Source organism: Flavobacterium chilense (genome assembly GCF_001602525.1).
Taxonomy (GTDB): domain Bacteria; phylum Bacteroidota; class Bacteroidia; order Flavobacteriales; family Flavobacteriaceae; genus Flavobacterium; species Flavobacterium chilense.
In genome coordinates this window covers 42,053-63,640 of record NZ_LSYT01000006.1, presented here as the reverse complement: position 1 = coordinate 63,640, position 21,588 = coordinate 42,053, and the positions used below count along the sequence as shown (strand labels likewise).

General features: G+C 35.5%; 12 protein-coding genes. All 12 read right to left on the bottom strand.

Features of this window, described 5'->3' with window-relative positions; all coding sequences use genetic code 11:
• Nucleotides 1-184: 184 nt before the first annotated feature.
• Nucleotides 185-1,153, bottom strand: a complete 969-nt coding sequence (locus tag A4F88_RS14580) for a type I phosphomannose isomerase catalytic subunit (RefSeq protein ID WP_068843363.1) — start codon at nt 1,151-1,153, stop codon at nt 185-187.
• Between the two features lie 161 nt (nt 1,154-1,314).
• A complete protein-coding gene (locus tag A4F88_RS14575) occupies nt 1,315-3,414 on the bottom strand; it encodes a glycoside hydrolase family 97 protein (protein WP_068843361.1) in 2,100 nt (699 codons plus the stop codon).
• Between the two features lie 171 nt (nt 3,415-3,585).
• Nucleotides 3,586-4,461 carry a helix-turn-helix domain-containing protein gene (locus A4F88_RS14570; RefSeq protein ID WP_068843359.1) on the bottom strand — a complete coding sequence of 292 codons (876 nt, stop codon included), beginning with the start codon at nt 4,459-4,461 and terminating at the stop codon, nt 3,586-3,588.
• Between the two features lie 202 nt (nt 4,462-4,663).
• Entirely contained in the window at nt 4,664-6,604 is a 1,941-nt protein-coding gene (locus tag A4F88_RS14565; RefSeq protein ID WP_068843357.1) for an oleate hydratase, read from the bottom strand.
• A 231-nt stretch (nt 6,605-6,835) separates the two neighbouring features.
• Complete coding sequence (locus A4F88_RS14560; protein ID WP_068843355.1) at nt 6,836-7,684, bottom strand: DUF4861 family protein; 849 nt, start codon at nt 7,682-7,684, stop codon at nt 6,836-6,838.
• Between the two features lie 181 nt (nt 7,685-7,865).
• Nucleotides 7,866-9,926, bottom strand: coding sequence for a protein-disulfide reductase DsbD family protein (locus A4F88_RS14555; protein ID WP_068843353.1), 2,061 nt, complete (start codon nt 9,924-9,926; stop codon nt 7,866-7,868).
• Between the two features lie 148 nt (nt 9,927-10,074).
• On the bottom strand, nt 10,075-12,894 hold the full coding sequence (locus tag A4F88_RS14550; protein ID WP_068843351.1) for a M16 family metallopeptidase: 2,820 nt from the start codon (nt 12,892-12,894) through the stop codon (nt 10,075-10,077).
• A gap of 12 nt (nt 12,895-12,906) precedes the next feature.
• Nucleotides 12,907-14,295 carry a TlpA family protein disulfide reductase gene (locus A4F88_RS25760; RefSeq protein WP_068843349.1) on the bottom strand — a complete coding sequence of 463 codons (1,389 nt, stop codon included), beginning with the start codon at nt 14,293-14,295 and terminating at the stop codon, nt 12,907-12,909.
• Nucleotides 14,296-14,380: 85 nt separating this feature from the next.
• A complete protein-coding gene (locus A4F88_RS14540) occupies nt 14,381-15,874 on the bottom strand; it encodes a PKD-like family lipoprotein (RefSeq protein ID WP_068843347.1) in 1,494 nt (497 codons plus the stop codon).
• A 42-nt stretch (nt 15,875-15,916) separates the two neighbouring features.
• A complete protein-coding gene (locus tag A4F88_RS14535) occupies nt 15,917-16,693 on the bottom strand; it encodes a DUF4843 domain-containing protein (RefSeq protein ID WP_068843345.1) in 777 nt (258 codons plus the stop codon).
• 17 nt (nt 16,694-16,710) lie between these two features.
• The gene (locus A4F88_RS14530) at nt 16,711-18,156 is read right to left on the bottom strand and encodes a RagB/SusD family nutrient uptake outer membrane protein (RefSeq protein ID WP_082815777.1); all 1,446 of its coding nucleotides are present in this window, start codon (nt 18,154-18,156) and stop codon (nt 16,711-16,713) included.
• 10 nt (nt 18,157-18,166) lie between these two features.
• Complete coding sequence (locus tag A4F88_RS14525; protein WP_082815776.1) at nt 18,167-21,577, bottom strand: SusC/RagA family TonB-linked outer membrane protein; 3,411 nt, start codon at nt 21,575-21,577, stop codon at nt 18,167-18,169.
• Between the last annotated feature and the right edge of the window lie 11 nt (nt 21,578-21,588).

Below are 21,588 nucleotides of genomic sequence, written 5' to 3'. Positions count from 1 at the left end.
TAGAGAGTTAATTTTTGTATTAAGCTGATGTTAATTATTTCACAAATATATATAAAAATAGTTACTAAAACGATTTTGTAACTTTATTTTTAAACAAATCATTTTTTTTGAGTTAATAAATCAAACAATCCTCAGTATTTACAAAGGTTTTGCTATAATTAGATTTTTTTGGCTCTTTTTATTTTTACAGGATAAATACTTCTAAAATTGAAGCTGTTCCGCTTAAAGCGAATGTTTTTATCGCTGCCGGAATCAAAATGGTGTCGCCTTTTTTGTATTGATAGGTCTCGTTTTCAATTTCAATGGCAAAATCTCCGTCAATACACATTAAAACAGTAAAACATTCTCCATTTTTAGTTGCTTTTTTTTCTCCGTTTAACGGAATAAAATTCGTTGTAAAATAAGGACAATCGACAATGACATTGGATTCATTTTCAACTTTCGCGTATTTTTTGTAAGTATCGACTTTATTGTAATTGATAGCGTCTAATGCTAAATCAACATGCAGTTCACGTGTGTTACCCTGAGCATCTTTTCGGTCAAAATCGTATAAACGATAGGTAATATCAGATGTTTGCTGAATTTCTGCTACTACAAGTCCTGCTCCTATTGCATGAACTGTTCCTGTTTCTAAAAAGAAAACATCTCCGGCTTTTACTTGTATATCGTCCAGAATAGAAGTCAGCGTTTTATTGTTCAAGTTTTCTACATACTCTTCTTTGCCGGAATCTTCTTTAAATCCTACTATAATTCTGGCATCCTCATCTGCCTGCATTACGTACCACATTTCGGTTTTACCAAAAGAATTGTGTCTTTCTTTTGCCAGTTTATCATTTGGATGTACCTGAATCGAAAGATCTTCGCGGGCATCTAAGTATTTAAATAATAAAGGAAATTGTTTTCCAAAACGGTTATAAACTGCTGTCCCTAAAATTTCGTTGGGTAATTCGTTAATTAATTCGGTTAATGATTTGCCTTTTAATTCGCCATTTGCTACTACACTTACATCTCCTTCTACAGTTGATAATTCCCAGCTTTCGCCTGTAATTTTTGAGGTGATTGGTTTGTTTAAAACCGTTTGCAGTTTTTCGCCTCCCCAGATTCTTTCTTTTAAAATAGGTTCAAATTGTAAAGGGTAAATTTTTGTGCTCATTATTTATGTCATTTTGAGGTACGAAAGAAATCTCCATCCTCTGGTTATTATTAATAGTTTAAAGAATTAAAAATGATTTTGTTTCACGCAGATTATTACAAGTAAGAAATCTGCATTTATGTATTTAATCTGTGTCGTTCGTGTGCCATTTCAGGCAATATTTATTGTATTGAAATAGCCACACCGCCACTCGAAGCCAGTTTTTGTTTTAGTTTTGTTTTGCTGGTTACGGTTATTTTTCGAATCTTATACGATTGTGGATTGGTTTTGTAATCGGCTGTTTTTCCGTCTTCGTAAATGGTCGCTGTATAGTTTTTTCCAACAGGCAGAAAACTGAAATCAATTGTCGCCATACGCGGATTTTCGTCTGTGATTCCGCCTATAAACCATTCTTCTTTGCCTTTGGTTTTTCTGGCAATGGTAATATAATCTCCCGGTTCTGCTTCGAGAATATAGGTTTCATCCCAATCTAAAGCAACATCTTTTATAAACTGAAAAGCATCGCTGAATTTTATATAATTTTCCGGTAAATCGGCAGCCATTTGCAACGGACTGTACATCGTAACATACAATGCCAGTTGCTTTGCAAGTGTTGTACTTAACTTATTCTTTTTAGATCCGTAAACCGATAAATCGCCCTGAAAAATTCCCGGTGTATAATCCATTGGTCCACCCATTAAGCGGGTAAACGGTAATATGGTGGTGTGATCAGGATGAATGCCTTCCATCGATTCAAACTCCGTTCCGCGAGCTGATTCCTGCGCAAACCAGTTTGGGTATGTTCGATGTAAACCTGTTGGCCTGACGGCTTCATGAGAATCTACCATAATCTTATGTTTGGCAGCTTCTGTGGCAACATAGGTATAATGATTCACCATTTGTTGTCCGTCATGATGTTCACCTCTTGGTATAATTGGACCTACATATCCTGTTTTTACAGCATTATAGTTGTTATCTGTCATAAAGTTTAAGGCATCTTTTAACTGTCTTTCATATTCAGAAACTGATGATGTGGTTTCATGATGCATGATGATTTTTACGTTTTTCTTCGCGGCATAATCGCTTAATTCTTTTACGTTAAAATCAGGATATGCTTTGGTAAAACTATAAATGTGTTCTTTTTTAAAAGCGGTATTGTCTTCCCAGCCTTCGTTCCAGCCTTCGACCAGGACAGCATCAAAACCATTTGATGAGGCAAAATCGATATATTCTTTGACATGTTTAGTATTGGCTCCGTGTGTATTATTTGGTTTTAACTGAGAGAAATCGGTTTTACCAATTACAACATCCTGATTGTCTGAGTATGCCCAGGTTGATCCTCCGCCTGTAAAATATTCCCACCACACCCCAATATATTTTACGGGTTTAATCCAGGAAACGTCTTCAAAAGTGCAAGGCTCGTTCAGGTTTAAGATCATTTTTGAGGCTAATATTTTGCGTGCATCGTCGCTTACTACGATGGTTCTCCAGGGTGTAAAACTTCCGGTTTGAATATATCCTTTGTTGCCCACGGCATCAGGAACAAGATGTGAGCTCAACGAGAATGTTTTATCATTTACATTGAGACACATTGCCGGATAGTTTTTTAAAGCTGCTTCGTGAATGTTGATGTATAGATTATCGTTTGTTTTGATCATCAATGGCGTTTGGGTTGCCAGATTTTTAATGGTTGACTGTGCGGCAAGCGGCACATGTGTGGCATTATAAACCAATGCCTGCATTTCTGATATTTTTGATGTTGTATAACTGTATTCGTTGGTATCATAATCTCCGGGAATCCAGAATACTTTATGATCTCCGGTCAGATTAAATTCAGTGGTTTCTTCCTGAATGATAAAATGGCGTAAATTGTCCTGTACAGGAAATTCATATCGAAACCCCAATCCGTCATTAAACAAACGGAAACAGATATTTACTTTTCGCTGACTTTTTTCCTGCGTTAAAGCGACTTTTAATTCATTGTATTGATTTCTGATTTCTTTTTGTTCTCCTAAAACCGGTTTCCATGTCGCATTTTCAGAAGCTGTTTTAGTATCGGTAATCCTGAAACCTTTATTCAGTACAATATCTGACTTTATAATAAAGCCCATTTTACTTTCCTGAATAACGGCTTTTTGTTTAAAATTTAAAGTATAAATAGGAGTTCCTGAATTATCTAAATGAAATGCCATTGTTAAATTTCCATCCGGAGATTTCAGCTCCTGAGCTTTTACAGCTATTATAGAAAAGATAAATAAACAGCTAAAAAATATATTTTTCATGTGGTTAGTTAAGGTTGTAAAACTTTCTAAATCGATTTAGTAAAAATAATAAAATAATTGAAACAGATTTACCTCAACTAAAAAAAATGCAAAATGATGAAATTTAACGGCTTTTTAGACCCGAAAAAATAATGTAAAACTGAATCAAAAGAGGAGCTTAAAACCCTGATTTCAGAGATGTTGCAATCGGCGGTAATCTGTGGGTGAAACAGAGGAATGTTTTTTAAAAAAACGTCCAAATGCAGAAACGGAATTAAAGCGGAGTCGATAGGCAATATCGCTTATATTGATTGCCGGATTTCCTAATAGCACTACTGCTTCTTTTAGCAAATGGGCATCGATAATTTCGTGTGGTGTTTTGTCTGCTGCCTTTTTTACAATCTCGATCAGGTATTTGTTGGAGATGTGTAATTTCTGTGCATAATAATTTACTCCTTTATGCTGTGTTATGTTTTCCATAACCAAATTAAGGAACTGAAAATAGGTGTCTTTGGGATTATTGGTTATTAAAACTGTTTCCGGTGTTTCTTTTGGTAATAATTCAGCCGTTTCTAAAAGTAGGTTGAATATTATGGTCCGGACAATTTCATCTTTAAATTTAAGATCTGCCTCAATTTTGCTTTCGAGGTATTTCATTAATTTAATGAGTTTTTTGGCTTCTTGTTCTTTAAGCTGAATGAGTTCAAATGATCTGTCTTTAAAAAAAGCCAGTCTTTCGATAATAAAAGGATCAGACAGGTATTTGAGCAGAAACTCTTTTTCAAAAAACAGTAATTTCACCCGAAAGTCTTCACTGATATTCTGAAAAGCGATAATAGTTGCAGGCCTTGCAATGAATAAAGTAAATTGTTTGATATAATGTTGTTGTCCGTCAATAGCAATCACAATATCTCCTTCGGTACAAATGCACAGCGAATAATAATCCATCCGAAAAGGCTTTTGTGGATAATCGATTTGCTTTTTGCCTGAAGAAACGTAATAGGGTAAATTGCTATCAACCTCAAAATAGGCCAATGTATCTCTTATTTTATCGTAAGGCTGATCCATCCTATATAAATCTTGCTTAAATATTGTTTTGGAAAACTAATTTACGCATAAAAATAAGGAATTATCCTGTAGTATGCCTTATAAAACCTGACCTTTTAAGAATTAATTAGATTTAGTTCCTGCAAAAATGGCGCTAAAGCAAAAGCCTTAACGCCATTTTTTTGAATCATAATACTCTGAGCAAATGAATCTTTTCTAATTTTTAATCCCTGATTCCTCCTATCCAGTGTTTTAATTTATTCAATTGTTCACTAAAAAAGGATTCATGTTCGTGTTCGTCATCTGCATTTTCAACGAGCAGATGTTCGTAGTAAGTCCCTTTTAGAAATTTTCTTAAAAGTCCCTCACCTACTATTGGCTCATAATCGTTTAGGGATTGTGCTGCTTTAAGCAAGTGACGAATATCATATTGCAACGGATTAATATCGGGTACTTGTTTGTTCAGGTTCAATAAGTCGTAAACGGCTATTCTGGCTGTTCGCACAGAACTTTCCATGGTAAATACGATATCATTATTGGTTTCAACAAATTGCCCTACTAATCCTAAATTGGTACAGCCTTCCGGCACTACCTGCGGACGATCGCCTTTTGCTCTTGGCATAAACATAGAGGTGATGTATGGCATAAACGAACTTCTGACAATGGTATTTTCTACGATATTGTCTAATTGGTCAATGATGCCTAAATGATACGCTAACTCAGCCAAAATCTCATTTCCGGTACATTGTGGCATTGTTTTTTTGATATAATCTCCTTCTTTGTCCATAAAAAGGGCATACACCCAAATTACTAAAATATCATCGGGCTGATCCGGAAAATGGGGTTGTCTGTTACAGGTAAAACTCATTAACCATTTTGAATCGCTAATGGTTACTATTCCTCCTGTTGCTGTTTTTCCGGAATAAGGATCGTTGACACACAGTTCTTTTACTTTTTCTACAAAGGCAGAAGGTTTACAGGTAAGTGTAGCCGATTCCCAGGAAGATTTTGCAATGTTGCCACAGAACTTTTCGGGTTTACCAAAAACAGGTGATTTGGCAGCCAGGTTTTTCCATAGTTTCCATCCGGCACTTTGTCCGCTGGTGCTGTTGTCGAGACCAATAATTGGAGCATTTTTATTGTCTCCGTAAAAGGTATCTTCGGTCATAGAACCTGTTGTGGCAATTACATAATTGTTTTCGCCTACCGGAATTCTTTCTTCTTTACCATTTTTTTCGGTAATTATGGCTTCTACAACTTTGCCTTCAGTATTGCTGTGAATATCCAAATCTTTAACGAGTGTGTTTAAGTCGATTTGTACCCCTTTGCTCTGAAGGAATTTTCGAAGTGGCGTGATGAAGGTATCGTATTGGTTGTATTTTGGGAAAACAAGACACGAAAGATCTTTCATTCCGTCTATCGCGTGAAGGAAACGGTGCATGTACAATTTACATTCTAATAAACTGTGCCAGTTTTCGAAAGCAAACATGGTACGCCAAAAGAACCAAAAATTACTTTCTAAAAAGGATTTACTGAAATAATCCTCGATGGTTAAATCGTCCAGATCTTCTTTCTTTTTCAGTAACAATTTTATAATCGCCAACTGGTCTTTTTTCTCCAGTCCAAATTTACTGAAATCTTTTATTTGTCCTTTATTATGAATCAGTCTCGCTTTGGAGTAATTAGGGTCATTATCATTTACCAAACGGTATTCGTCTAATACACTATAAGGTTCAGGAAGTTCTAAAGCCGGAATATCCTGAAAGATATCCCAAAGGTTTTCGTAGGTCATATCCATTTCACGTCCGCCGCGAATAATATAACCGTCTGTAGTATTTCCGGCACCATCAAGCGATCCGCCATCTACGTGCAATTGATCGAGAAAAATAATATTCTCGCCCGGAACATGACCATCACGAATAAAATAATAAGCTGCTGCCATTCCTGCAATACCGCTGCCTACAATATAAATTTTACTGTCTTTGTATGATTTTGAAGGAATACCTTTGTTTCGCTGGTAGTTTCCAATCTGGTCTGAAAAAGGCATTGTTTTTTCAGGTGTGTTAATCTGAACTTCTTTACTAGAGTCCGGTTTGTGGTTCACATTTCCATATTCCTGAGAACCATTAAGTAATTTATCGAATTTTGAAGTAGTAGAACTCATAACTAATCTATTTTTGATTTACTCAAAGTTAAGACTACCCTGAAAATAATGTGCGTCCCGAAATTCGGTATTACTATCCCCAAATTCTTACTTATTTACAAGCAGCGATATGCTTGTTCCTGATACACTAAAACGCTGTTTTTGTTTACAACAGACTTTTATAAAAAAAAGGAGAATGTAAAAAACAAACTCCTTTTTTGTAGCAATAGCTGTATTATGGTTTTAATACTATTATTTTATAAACGCTTCCAGTTTCTCTAAAGTATTTAGTTCTGTTTCTCTTGCGCTTGATGAGATAATTTTAGTCTCTAAATTTTTAGTTGGTTTTGAGATTAATAAATACTGTGTTCCATCATCTGTATTTTTTTCATAATCTTTAGGATTGTATATAATGGCAGCACCAATTGCAACTATTTCGGCAGCTACATCTTCAGGATGTTTTCCCCAAACAGCAATATAATTTGCTCCTTTTTTAGTTTCAAAATCTTTGAAATAGTTTATTCCTGTTGCAAACTGTACTTTTTCTCCAGTTAAGGAAACTGCCTCAACTTTTGCCTCTCTTTTTCCTGAAAATACTGTTACACGAACCAGGATATCTACTTTTTTTCCTTTGTAAGGAACACCTCTTGAAATCATTTCCATCCATGAAGTGGTATCTGTTTTACCTACTCGTGCCAAACGATTTGTGACAGGGTTTAACGGAACCAATTTTTCTCCGTCCCAAAGTTTTACACCTCCCAAACCTACCGTATTGGCAACTTTATAATAATCAGCTCCCCATCCTTCTTTTTGCTGTTCCGGAGTTGGGTACCAATTTGCTTTTTTTAATTCTAAACCTGGTTTTGCTTTCGAGTACACATCGATGGCTACTTTATCGCTAAAATAGATTCTTAACGCCATCCACTCGTTTTCGATTGCAGGACCATGATGTCCGATTGTTTTATATAAATCTCCTGATTCTGAACCTATATCTGTCAGGTACGTAATTTTGTCTGACTTCATATACAAACTTGTGTCTGTATTATTTTGTGCTAAACAGGTACATCCAAACAACAAAACGGTAATAACTGATAATTTCATAATTTTAATTCTTTATACAGATTAACTTTAATTTTAGTAAAAATAAAACAACCTTTCAAAAATACACGAAGAATACCATGATTTATCAATAAATAACAATTTTGTGATAAAAACATGTCGTTATTTATTTAACCGGATGCTTTTAGATAAAATATAAAGAACTGTTTTTCATGTCCGGAGATTATTTAAAATTAGAAATTCCGTTTTTGAGCCAGTTGTAATAGTTTTCAATATCAGGATTATAAGCAGATGGTTCTATAAGATTGGTGCTTTTATGATCTACCATTACATAAAAAGGCTGTGCGTTTGCCTTATAGGTTTTAATTTGCAGATCGCTCCATTTATTTCCAATGGTTTTAATTTTTTTTCCTGTGGTTTCTGAAACGTATTGTTCGTTTTCCGGCAATTCTTTTTTATCGTCTACATAAAGCGAGATCAAAACTACTTCGTTTTTTAAAACACCTAAAACTTTCGAATCTGACCAAACGAGCTCTTCCATTTTTCTGCAATTTACACAGGCATATCCTGTAAAGTCGAGTAAAACTGGTTTTCCTGCTTTTTTCGCATATTCCATTCCTTTATCATAATCATGAAAACTGATGAGATTTTGCGGGCCATATTCTGCTCCTTCCGGTAAAGGTGTAACTGTTTCTGCTAAATTTTTTGAAGCGCCAAATCCGTCGGGTGATTCACTGTACTGCATGGGCGGCGGGAATCCGCTGATGAGTTTAAGCGGTGCACCAAAAAGTCCGGGAATGAGATAGATTGTAAAACTTAGAACCAGCAATCCAAAAGCTAATCTTCCTACTGAAATATGAATTATAGGAGAATCATGTGGCAAAGAAATTTTTCCGAATAGATAAAGTGCCAAAACTGCAAAAACTGCAATCCAGATTACAAGAAAAACTTCTCTTTGCAGCCAGTGTAATTGTAACACCAAATCGGCATTAGATAAAAATTTGAACGCCAGAGCCAATTCTAAAAAGCCTAAAACTACTTTTACGGTATTGAGCCATCCGCCTGATTTGGGCAATGCATGCAACCAACCGGGAAAAGCGGCAAATAAAGAGAACGGTAAGGCAATAGCTGTAGAAAATCCTAACATTCCAATAATGGGTGCAATTCCGCCTTTAGAAGCGGCTTCGACTAATAAAGTCCCAACAATTGGTCCTGTACAGGAAAAGGAGACAATGGCTAAAGCCAAAGCCATAAAGAAAATCCCAATTAATCCGCCTCTGTCTGCCTGTGAATCTACTTTGTTTGCCAGTGCGTTGGGCAGCATAATTTCGAATGCACCTAAGAAAGAGCACGCAAAAACAACTAATAAGACAAAGAAAATCAGGTTGAACCAAACATTGGTCGAAAGTGCATTTAAGGAATCGGCACCAAAAATAGCGGTTACAATCGAACCCAGTAAAACATAAATGATGATGATCGAAAAACCATATATCATGGCGTTCCTGATTCCTTTTGCTTTGGTTTTACTTTTTTTGGTAAAATAACTTACTGTCATTGGGATCATCGGGAAAACACAAGGTGTTAGCAAAGCGGCAAATCCGGATAAAAAAGCAATGATAAAAATCGCCCAAAAACTTCTGCTTTTATTGCTTTTCGCTGTCTTTTTAGATTCTTTTACCACTTGTTTTTCCGGCGGCTCAATATCTCTGGGAGGTTTCTGAACAAGAGGTGCTTCTTTTGAGTTTATAAGCAGGGTATCTTTTGACTGTATTTCTTTTGAAACTTTGTCTGTTCCTTTGTCTGCTACTTTATCTGTTGCCTTTATTCCTGTCGGATTTACGTTAAACTCCAGTTCATCAGTGCCCGGAGGCAGACAGTTTTGATCGTTGCAAACCATAAATTCAACTTCTGCTTTTATCTGAAAAGGTTTTGTTGCTGTGGTTTTAATGCGTTGTCTAAAAGTCGTTTCTTTTTCAAAAAACCTGATCTGCATTTTAAAAACAGCATCGTTAACTGTTTTTCCTTTTTCTTCGTTTACACTTCCTGCCAATTGAAAATCGGTACTTTTGGGGAAAGTAAAACTAGTTGGATTTGGTCCTCCCTCAGGAATATTCTGGCTGTATAAATGCCAGCCGCTTTCTATAATGGCTTTTGCCTGCAGTTCATATTCAGTATCTGAAATTTTCTGCACGCTGGTTTTCCACTTTACCGGATTGTATATCTGAGCTTGTCCTATTGCTGAAAATAACAACAGGAGACTTATTAAAAATACGTTTTTATTCATGGTCATTTTTTTTAAAAAAAGAGGGTTGAATAGCAAGAAACAACCCTCAAAATAATCCGCTATTGAGATTACATTTGCATACTAACTCAAAATAATAAATCTATAGGGATATAAATCAAACTCTTTAGATAAAACTTATCAGAAAGATTTACTTTAAAGGTTTGTAGACTATTTTATAGGTTTTGGCTTTTGACAAGAAAGAATTGGCAAAATCCTGAATATCCTTTTCTGTAATTTTATTGACAATGTCGGTATAGTTTTTAGGATCATCCATATTGAAATTATTTGTAAAATAATTGTAGATCATATTCATGCTATAACTATTAAAATCTTTACTGTCGGTTCTGGATTTTATATAGCTTTTTCTGGTTTTCTCCAGATCTTCCTTTACTATTTTTCCTTGTTTGATATTTTCAATTTCCTCGTAAACAATAGGCAATAACGCTTCTACTCTATTGGCATCGCAGTCAAAGGCTATAGTAAGTGAGACTGTAGGTTTTGGCAGTTTATCCAAACTTGCGTTTACCTGGGCTCCGTATGTTCCGCCTTCTTTTTCACGTAAACTTTCTGTATATCTCAAAGTCAGGATGTCGCCAAAAAAGGAAGCCAGAATTCTGTTTTTCTGCGAATAGGCATATCCATCCTGAAATCTGATTCGAACGGAGCTTTTTGGTGTTTCCATTTTCAGGAAAACATCTTTACTGATTTTATTCGATTTCCATTCGACCGTATTGTCTTTGTATTTTTCCTGACGTTTGATACCGTCAATACTGGCGATGTATTTTTCTAAAAGTGGTTTTAAAACATCCGGCGTTACATCTCCAACAATATAGAATTCAAAATTTGAAACGTCTGAAAAACGATCTTTATAAATTGATTTCATTTTATCAAAAGACAAATCGTCTATATATTGCTGATTCATCATTCTGATTTTAGGATTGTCTTTTCCGTACACTGCAACGGTTAAGCTGTCCCCCATTTTAGAGCGAATGTCTTTGTCTTTGTTTTTAAGCCCGTTTTCTAATCGTTGTTTTAACAAAGCAAACATATCGGCATCAAATCGTGGTTGTACAAAACGCAGGTGAACCAGCTGTATCATGCTTTCAATATCTTTTATGTTAGAAGATCCTGAAACTGATTCGGTAAAATTGTCAATATCTACAGCGCAACCAGCGATTTTTCCTGTCATTACTTTTTCTAAGTCTGTAGCAGACAAAGAACCAATTCCTGACATCATCGCCAGAGTTGTGGTACGGCTTACAGAAGGAATATCTTTGGGTTCATACAATGATGTTCCGCCATAGCTTTCGGCTCTTAGCTTAACTTCTTTTTTGTTTTTATCTGCAAATTTATAGTGCACTTTTACACCATTACTTAATACATAGGTAACGGCATCGATTTCTGTTTCTTTTTTCTCTGATACGATTTTGCCGGGTTTTATCACAACATCGCCCAAAAGAGATTTCCCTGCAAACGAATCTACATAAGGCTCTAAAGTGCTGTCATTCTCTGCTTTTTTAATAATATCAAATGCCTGTTCCTGGGTCAGGTTATTTTCATTCTCAACTCCTGTTACGGTTACGACACGATTTTGAGGTGTGTATAATTTATTTAACTGCTCCTGAAGTATTTTGGTATCAAGATGGTTCAAAATTGCTTTTAGCATTTCAAACTCTGCTTTTGGATCACTGATTACTTCGTGTTTCAGGTAATCGTCTTTTACCATTGAGATGATTCTTCTATGTGGTATCTCATTTATCTTTTCCAGATAATTTTCATAACCTGAAATATTTTCAGCCACTGCTCTTTCTATTTCTCCTTTTGAGAATCCAAATTTGCAGGCACGAACCCATTCGTTCATTACAGCTTTAAAAGCTTCTTGTTGTTTATCCGGTTTTGGCGCAATACCTATAAATAAAACATCATTTAAACGGCTAAGGTTTTGATACCCTGTTTGTGCGCCTTTAAAAGGACATTCCTGTTTTTGTGCCATTTCAGACAAACGATTATTGATCAGTGAAAAGGCAACATCACGTTGTGTTGATTTTTCCAGATCTGCAAAAGTTCCGGTTGGTTTTTCGGCTGTATGACGAATCATATAATTGATATTGGCAGTCGAAATTTCTTTGTCTAAAGCCAGCTTAAAAGTAGCAGTATTGTTGTCTGGAATGGCAACTTCAAAACGTTTCTTCGGATTTTTAGGTGCGGGAATATCTGCAAAAAGCTTTTTGATTTTTGTTTCAATTTCGGCAGCATTGATATCTCCAACTATGGCGATTGCCTGTAAGTCCGGACGGTACCAATCTTTGTAAAAATCTTTTAACGCCTGGTATTTAAAGTTTTTCACAATATCCATGTCTCCAATAGGTACACGTTCGGCATATGGCGTATTGTTGAAAATAAAAGGCATCTGCTGATTTGAAATTCGTTGTCTTGCATCTTGTCTGGTTCTCCATTCTTCTGTAATAACACCACGTTCTGCATCAATTTCTTCATTGGTCAAAGACAAAAAATTAGACCAGTCATGTAAAACCAACAAACAGGTATCGATAACACCGCTGTCTTTTGACGGGATATTATCCATATTGTATACCGTTTCATCAAAACTGGTATAGGCATTAATGTTTTTTCCAAAAACGGCTCCCTGTTTCTGCATGGTATTCAGGATCCCTTTTCCTTCAAAATTTTTGGTTCCGTTAAACGCCATATGTTCCAGAAAATGCGCCAGTCCTTTTTGCTGGTCGTTTTCTAAAATGGAACCTACATTTTGAATAATATAATAACTCGCCGTGTTTTTATTGACGGTTGTTGGATAAATGTAATAGGTCATACCATTGGGCAAAACACCCTTTTTTATGGTTTGGTTGACAGCAATTGGATCATTTGCCCTGAAACTTTGCGCCTGGATTAAAAAAACATTTGCAATTAGAAGTAAAAAAGCGAGTAATGATTTTTGTTTATAAAACATATTAGTCTATAATTATACTTTTAATAATTTATCTAATTCTTCTCTTAATTCAGGCTCAGAAGGACGCATGGCGTCTGTATTTATAATTTTTCCTTCTTTATCAAACAATAAAAATCGAGGAATTGATCTTACATCATAATTTTTAGCAATGTCTGACTCAAAATCTTTGTCTGCCATTAACTGAATGCCTTTTAGGTCTTCTGTTTTTACAAAATCTTTCCACTTCTGAAGGTCTTTCATTTTATCTAAAGACAAACTTATAAAAACAATATTTTTAGTATGATAATCTTCTTCCAGTTTTTTCATATGCGGAATTTCATGCTTGCATGGACCACACCAGGTTGCCCATAAATCGACATAGATATATTTCCCTTTAAAATCTGAGAATGAAACCGCTTTATCATTAACGTCTTTATAGGTAAATTCAAAACCTTTCTGACCTACATTTTTATGCAGCTTTTTTTCATATTCTACCAAAAAAGCTTTGCTAGCCTCAGAGATTAAATAGGGTCTTATTTTTGGGGCAACTTTTTCGTATTCTTCAGTTCTAAAACCAGATCTTTCAATACCATCACGAAGATAAGCATCTTTTAAGGCTGGATCAGAAATTCCTGTAATGGCTTCCGGAAGATACTCTAAACGATCTGTTTCTTTATCTCCAAACATTCTCATATACATAAAATAATCACTCATAAATCCAACGCCATTCGCCAATTTTAAAAGATCCGGATCTGTAAATTTGATATCCGTTTTCCATTGTTGCATTACTGCGGGGCGGTTGTCTTTTTCGGGATGTACTGATCTGGGCATCATAAAAAACACATAACTCTGATCTTGAACATCGGTTGTAACGGCTAGTTTTAATAATTTATTAAAAGTCTGGTCTTTTGTGTTAATCGTTTTTTTAAACGTTTCAGCTTTTGCCAGACCACCATCAATAAAAGGGTAAAAATCTTTATAAGTTATATTTTTACCCAACGCATTAAAAGCGGCAAAATCATTATAAATTTCATTTGCTTTTTGAACTAAGGCATTTTGCCCGATATTTTTACCTGATAAAACATATTTTTTTTCTGTAATAGCAAGGCTGATATCCAGTTTAGGCTCTAAATAAAACCGAAGCAATTGCCCTCTTTTTTTATACTGTCCGTAATCTATATAATAAAACCCCGGCGTTGTAATGGGCAGCATAAAACCAAACTCGCCTGAAGCACTTGTTTTTGTAGTGGCTGCCACTACAGGTTTTCCATCTTCAGCCTTATATATTGTAATTTCTTTAATTGAGACTTCAGGAATCGAAATAGTTCCACTAATTAAAGCATAATCTGCTGCAGTTGCAGCAAATCCTAATTGGGTCATCAGGAAAATTGCTAAAATGACATATACACTTTGTTTTTTCATTGTATTGTTTTGTTTGTTTCTAATTATTTTCTGTTTTAAAGACGAATGAATAATCAAAATTCATTCGTCTTTTCTATGCTATTAATTATCGCGCTCTATACGCTACACTAACGATTTTAGATAAACCGGAATATGAGTTTGTTAAAATCAGGTCCCCATTTACCGGTGGAACGGTGTATAACTCTAACTTATCCTCTGAGCCATAACTCCCTACAACCAATTTATTAGCAAATGATTTTGCAGTAGAATGAAAACCGATATAGGTAATTTCATCCGTACCTTTATCCAGCATCAGTTTTGCTGATTGTGTTCCACTGTCATATTCATACACTTTATTACCTACTGTGTAGAATAAATATCCCGCATCAGGGCTTACAGCAAAAAGTTTTGCCTTATCAAAATCAGGAGCATTTAGAATTGCTTTGTAATAGGTTTGAACAAAACCTTTATTAAATCGAAGCAGATTATATTTACCTGTAGTTATATCTTTCAGCACTGCAAAATTTTCCATTCCATTGAAATTTGATGTAGTCATATAAACCAAATCACTGTTGGTATTGTTCCAGTCTAATACAGCTCCTGTACCAACAGCATCCGGCATTTTTGAACAAGTGCTGCTAACACAGCCATAACGTAAAAAACGACGGCCATTCTGATCGTAAAATACCGGAGATCCAAATGATAATTGATTTTCAGCAATAAAAGGGGCAGCATAAAAAGTCTTGGTTTCTGTATCGACTTTATTCTGTGGTAAAGAATATCGAATTAGCTGAATTCTATTGTAATAATAGATATTTCCTTTACTGTAAATAAGGTTTTCATCTAAAATGTTATATGTTTTCATAAAATCGACCCCAAAATTGCTTGGAAAACTGTTATCCAGTATTTCGTACGCAATATTTTGAGAGAGCGTCCATGCAAACGAATCCGGATCAATCCTGGATGTTCCGGATTCTGAAGCTGTCACATAAATCCCATACAGCAATGGGCTTGATATTGGGTTTTTAGAACAATTTACGCTTACTGCTTTACCGCTTAATTTCAAATCTGAGCCTGTTTTTGCTAACACATCTGTTATGATACGCGGTTCCGTAACATTTGGGAGTATCGAAACCATATCCAGTCTGGCTTTTCCATCCACATCACCCAATACCAGCCAGCCTTCATAAATAGAGGATACTACAGTTAACGTAAATATTTCCTGCTGCCAGGTTACTCCGGTAACGTTGTCCTTAATAAAATAATAGATTGCATATTCTGTTGGTGCCAGTTTTACATCAATATCAAGGTCTTTTGTTTTTGCAAGCACTGTTTTTGCTTCTGTAGAAGCTTTAGTGCGATCATATGCTATCCATTGATAGGTGTAACGATTAGGATCAGTTCCATCATCCTTCGTTGGGTTTAAATTCGGGGTTATTTTAAAATGGTCTCCGTTGTAAACGGTATATTTTTTTTCTATACCCGTTACCTTAAGTTCATTTATGGCTGTATAATTATAATTACCCAGATCATCTGCACAGCTCACAATTAACAAAAGCAGCGTAAGCAATACTATTTTTGTCTTTATATTTTTTAACATAGTAATTTTGGTTTTTAAATTAAAATAAAATGATTTTTAGTTTTAAGGGAAAACCATTTCTGTTCCATCATCTTCATAAATGGTATTGCCCGATGCTTTTTGATCTGCTAAATATCTTTTCATAAAAGTGTTATAATATAGATAGTCCGCTGATCCTATGCCCGGAGAGCCAAAAGGGGCATCGAACATGACTGGATCCAGGTGCAGTAAATCACACATCAATAAAAACTTTTTAGCCGTAAATGGTCCGGTAAAATACACATACCAGCCTTTGGGAGTATTTAATTGATCATCAAAAGACAATTTAAAACGAGTATAACTCATTGTTTTATTCGTTAAAACATTGGTAACGGTACTCTGCATTTTTGTAGTAAAAAATTCATTTTCTTCCAGATTTAATACCATAGTTACTCTTTTAAGCTTTAAAGCTGATGTTCTGTAAAGCGTCACTGCAATAGTATCTACTGCTTTCCCGGCACGTATCATGATATTTTTGGGTAAAGAAAAATCAGTCCCTTCAATAGCTGTGCTCGAAGGATCTACAGTAACTTTTACTTTTCTGTCTATATCACTTAATTTCCCCTGAACCCGTATGGGGATCAGATAGGTCTTTTTGTCAATGGCAGCATTGTCAAAACCAAAACTAACTCCGGTACTATCAGTCGTAATGCTATAATTTCCATTCATCACATAAGGAAAAACTGCCGGCGAAAAATAAACATTATCAGTACCACTATATGTTTTTATTTCTTCCTGACTGCACGATGTAACTCCTAAAAAGGATAAAAGAACAATGCTTAAAATCAATATTTTTTTCATCTTTTTACTGTATTAAATTATTGAAAATTAATTTCAGAGTCCGGCAGTGGCACCACATATTGAACCGGTCCCATGGCAATGTTTCCTGATGTAGCAGAACCGTTAGGGATTGCTGTTGTATTGGTTCTTTTGTAATAAAAAAACAACTGTCCTTCGCCTATAAACTCTTTTTTATATTCTTTGGTTACTTCTGTAGCCACTACTGCTGTAGCTGCTAAATTCGTTAAGCCCCTATTGAAACGTAACGTATTCAAAAAAGCAATGCCATCAGCCGGAACTGCTGCAGTTTCTGCTGCAATTAGATACATTTCTGAAAGTTTAAACATTGGAATCTGGAAACGAAAGTTTTTAGTTTTGTCTGTTACATCTTCATATTTAAAAAAAGTTTTCTTGGTTATTCCTCCAGTAATTGGAACTTTCCAGGTGGGTAAATTTCTATAATCATTGTCATTTGATTCAAAAACAGCCGTAATACGGTTTAATAGAGGAGCATAAATCTTAGTCATATCCAAACTCGCATCAAATAACAGTTTTTGTTTGGTATATAAAGAAAGATCGCTTATCGAGAAGAAATTCTCTGATGAAAAAGTACGATCCGGATTAGTCGAATTTGTGGCTGCTGTCTGAGAAGTCCATGGAAAAAAGGTAGTTGCTTTTGTAAAATCGATAACCTCTTTTGCCACCGTTGAAGCACCCGTTTTATCTCCGGCGTATAAAAGTACACGTGCTTTTAAGCATTTTACCGCCAGATAATTCATTCGTTGCCCTCTGTTTGCCGAATAATACGGGTTGGCATCAAATGCTGTTGAAGCATCATATTTTCCTGAAGTAAGAACAGGATCGTTTTTTAAAAGGGCAAGTGAAGCATCGAGATCAGCTACTATTTTTGGAATGACCGCATTTGCCGGCAAAAGCGGATTATTTCCGGTTGAGACTGCATCATAATACGGAATGGAAGGATTTGCAGGAGCTACTTTATAAATGGGTCCGTATAAACGCAGCATATCAAAATGCAGCAGGGCACGAATGGCAATTGCCTCGCCTTTTAACTCATCTGCTTTTTCTTTGGAAATAACACCAGAATATTTATCAATATTTTCTAAAAACTTATTACAGGATAAAACAGTAGTAAATGCTTTTCCCCAAATATCAGAGAAAATTGGTTTTACTACTGGATCACTATAAGTATAAGTTGCCATTTTATTTTTAATGTACGGTGAAGGCATCTCATATTGCTGCCCTAAAATATCTAGGGCATCCATAGTAAGCTGCTGTCCATAAAGCCTATTGTCTGCCAGCTGAAGATATAGTCCGTTATGTATATTTTGAATCCCGGCTTCACTACTATAGGTTTGACTTTCCAGGATTTTATCCTGTGGTACCACATCTAAAAAGTCGCTGCAGCTTATTGCCATAAGGGACAACAGCAAAACGAATGTTATTTTATAAAAATGTTGTTTCATGATTGCGATATTAAATTGATAGGTTTAAACTAAGAGAATAGGTTCTTGCAAAAGGATAATCGATACCTCGTTCTGCTTTTATGGAAGAAATACGGAAGAATTCGTTCGCCAAAACATTGATTCCCAACCCTGTTAATCCATTTCTTTTTAGCCATTCCCTGTCTGTTAACCGGTATCCTAAACGAACCGATTCTCCTGATATATAATTGTCTTTTTGAATAAAGCGGGAAGATATTGGCGTGGAACTAGTTAAGCTAATAGCTTTAAATTCTGCCATTTGCCCCGGAGTAGTCCAGCGGTCTATAAGCGCCCTTACATCCTGATTATCAAAAATATAACCTGCAGAAGTACTACCGCTTTTACCAGAAATATTTTCGACTTTATCATATAAAGCCGTATTAAACCTGTCAGCACCAAAACTATAACGAACAAAAAGACCAAAACTAAATCCTTTATAAGTTAAATTGGTAGAAACAACACCCGTTAATTTTTCTCTTGAATTCCCCATCACCACTTCATCTTTTTTATCATAGATAAAAGTAGTCTGCCCGTTTTTCTTTAAGAAAATTTCCTGTCCGGTTGCCGGATCAATCCCTAATGATGGTACTGCCCAAAGGTCGTTCGTACTGGCTCCGTCGTAATATCGGGTTAAACTTCCTTCTTTTTGTGCTGCATCGTTTAAAGAGGATAAAGCATTATTAAAACCTCCTAATTTATTACTGTTTGAGGAAGCCATTACGCCAAGACCCCAGATAAAATTTCTTTTTGCATCAAAAACAAAATTGTAATTCATTTTAAGCTCTAAACCTTCAGTAGTCAGATAACCTACATTTAAAGGATAGTCTGCAATACCTGTAGAAGATGCCAGATCTATCTCTACAATTTGTGGAGAAGTTTTACGTCTGTAAGCACCAATAGTCGCTGTTAATTTATTTTTGAACATCGCCAGATCTAACCCGATCGATAGATCTCTGGTTCTTTGTGCTTCGAGATTAGGATTGGCAACTTGTAAAATATTTAATCCTGGCCCAAAAACATTCGTATAGGTGTTATAGTTATAAACATCATAAGAAGCATATCCTACTAAATTCTGGTTTCCGGTTTGACCAATATTAGCACGTACTTTTAATATGTTTACAATATCTTCGTTCATTTTGAACTCGTTGTTCAAATTCCATCCAAAACCTACGCCCCAGTACGGTGAATATTTTTTGTTGGTTCCAAAGTTGGTAGCACCCGCTATTGTTTGGGTAAAATCGAACAAAAATCGTCTGTCGTAAGCATAATTGATTTGGTTGGTTAAATCTATATTTCTGGTTAACTCTGTATAAATAGTGGGTTTTGCGTAAGGTTCATAACCAAACGCAAATGCCGGATTTCCCTGAACGCCGGTTGGGAACCCTCGTAAAGCAGAAGTATAGGAATTGTTTCGGGTTTCAAGAGCAGAAGCTCTAAGGGTATAATTGAAAGAATGAACCTTATTAAACACATTCGAATAAGTACCGCCAATATTGGCATTCCATTTGTCTGTTCTGGCTTCTTGTCTGGTATAGGTTCCTTTTTCTGTAAAAATGTTATTAACAAATTGAGTATCATCCGGAGAAACAAAAACAGTATTATTTCTGTCAATTTTAGAAATGGATATCGCTCCGGTGGTTTTGATATGAGGACTTACATCATAATTTAAAGCAAAGTTATTGGTAAAATTAAAATTGTTCCCTTTATTATAACTAGGCAAAAAAACATTGTAAAGCGGATTTGGCGCCTGATTACCGACATCAGTAGATGTTGCTAACCTTGGCAAGGAAGTTCCATCTAAATAACGGGTGATATCGCCATTTTCATTGTATTTTGGATAATACGGGCTTGTTTTTGCCCAGGTTTCAAAGGAACCATAAGGTGATTCCTGATTGGTCCCACCCGAAACAAAAAAAGTATTACTGAAGCTTAACTTATTTTTTTTGTACACTAGTCCGGCATTATAGCCCCAGGTATTATGCTCTGACCCTTTCATGGCACCCGTCAGGGATTTGTAATTTCCGGCAATATTAAATCGAAACTCTTCGCTTCCTCCACCCAAATTTAAACTATGTCCGGAAGTGATTCCCATTTGGATAGGCTCTTTTAACCAATAGGTGTTTACTCCTCTCTTTACATCTGCCAGTCTTTTATTGTAAAGCTGATCCCATTTATACTGTGTTCCAAGGCCTATATTTATACCTTGATCATAAGCTCCGGAAAGTCTTTCGAACTCTAATTTTTGTTCTGCATTCATTAAGTTGTACACACTTAAATCTGCGACTTCAAAAGCAGAATTGTATACATATGAAACCTGTAATTTTCCCTGAGTTGGTTTGTTCGTTTCAATAACTACTACTCCATTGGCAGAGCGTGCTCCGTACAATGCGGTTGAAGCGGCATCTTTTAATAATGTAATATTGGCAATTCTGTTAATATCTAAATCCACTACTTGTTGTAAAGTAGTAGGAAAACCGTCCAGAATAAACAAAGGCTGGTTAGGGTCGTCTTTAAACTGGCTTTCGACCTGATTAGCACCTAAACTGGTCTGGCCTCTAACCTCTATTGTTGGCAATACATTTGGGTTGGAACCCACCAAATTATTATTGACTACAATAAAAGACGGATCTAAAGATTTTAAAGCCTGTACTATATTTTGAGTCGAAACCTGTCTTAACTCATCCCCTCTAAAAGTGGTTACTGCTCCTGTAATTAATTCTTTTTTACGTACCGTAACTCCGGTGTTTATAACAACACCACCTAATTCTTTGGTTTCTTCCTGCAACGATACATTAATTACTTTCCTGTTGTTTACCGGAATCATTTCTATTTTATGTCCTACGTAGCTAAAAAAAAGTGTTCCCTCACTTGGTGCTGTAATAGTGTATTTGCCATCAAAATCTGTTTGGGTAGATGTATTTGTACCGTTGGCTTTTATATTTACTCCGGGCAAAGGCTCTTTTTTTTGATTGGTTACGACACCCTTAACTTCTATCCAGGTTGACTGTTGTGGATTTTCTGGTGTTTCGACTTCTTTGACCTCATTAATCACAATGGTATTATTGGGTGTAAAACGAAAATCGAAGTCTTTTGCAGGAAAGCTTGATTTTAATAATTCGGTTATTCGGATTGTTCCCTTTTTCAGTTGTACTTTGGGCAATTTTTTAAATAAGTCTTCCTGATAAATAAACGTGTAGTTCGTCTGCTGTTTGATAATGTCAAAAACTTCATCTACAGTGACTGTTTTATCAGCCGGAATTACAATTTTTGAGTTTTGAGAAAAAACGCTGGAGGGCGAAAAACCAAAAATTGTGGTACAAAACAAGAAGATAAAAGTTCTCATAATGGTAATAATTAGTCTTTTTCTAAAATAGAAAAGAACGTCGGTTAGTTTAAATTTCATAGATTTACATG

Coding starts and splice junctions, on each gene's coding strand:
- A4F88_RS14535 (WP_068843345.1), bottom strand. CDS start 16,693: ATGAAAAAAATATTGATTTTAAGCATTGTTCTTTTATCCTTTTTAGGA.
- A4F88_RS14555 (WP_068843353.1), bottom strand. CDS start 9,926: ATGAATAAAAACGTATTTTTAATAAGTCTCCTGTTGTTATTTTCAGCA.
- A4F88_RS25760 (WP_068843349.1), bottom strand. CDS start 14,295: ATGAAAAAACAAAGTGTATATGTCATTTTAGCAATTTTCCTGATGACC.
- A4F88_RS14530 (WP_082815777.1), bottom strand. CDS start 18,156: ATGAAACAACATTTTTATAAAATAACATTCGTTTTGCTGTTGTCCCTT.
- A4F88_RS14550 (WP_068843351.1), bottom strand. CDS start 12,894: ATGTTTTATAAACAAAAATCATTACTCGCTTTTTTACTTCTAATTGCA.
- A4F88_RS14570 (WP_068843359.1), bottom strand. CDS start 4,461: ATGGATCAGCCTTACGATAAAATAAGAGATACATTGGCCTATTTTGAG.
- A4F88_RS14565 (WP_068843357.1), bottom strand. CDS start 6,604: ATGAGTTCTACTACTTCAAAATTCGATAAATTACTTAATGGTTCTCAG.
- A4F88_RS14560 (WP_068843355.1), bottom strand. CDS start 7,684: ATGAAATTATCAGTTATTACCGTTTTGTTGTTTGGATGTACCTGTTTA.
- A4F88_RS14525 (WP_082815776.1), bottom strand. CDS start 21,577: ATGAAATTTAAACTAACCGACGTTCTTTTCTATTTTAGAAAAAGACTA.
- A4F88_RS14575 (WP_068843361.1), bottom strand. CDS start 3,414: ATGAAAAATATATTTTTTAGCTGTTTATTTATCTTTTCTATAATAGCT.
- A4F88_RS14540 (WP_068843347.1), bottom strand. CDS start 15,874: ATGTTAAAAAATATAAAGACAAAAATAGTATTGCTTACGCTGCTTTTG.
- A4F88_RS14580 (WP_068843363.1), bottom strand. CDS start 1,153: ATGAGCACAAAAATTTACCCTTTACAATTTGAACCTATTTTAAAAGAA.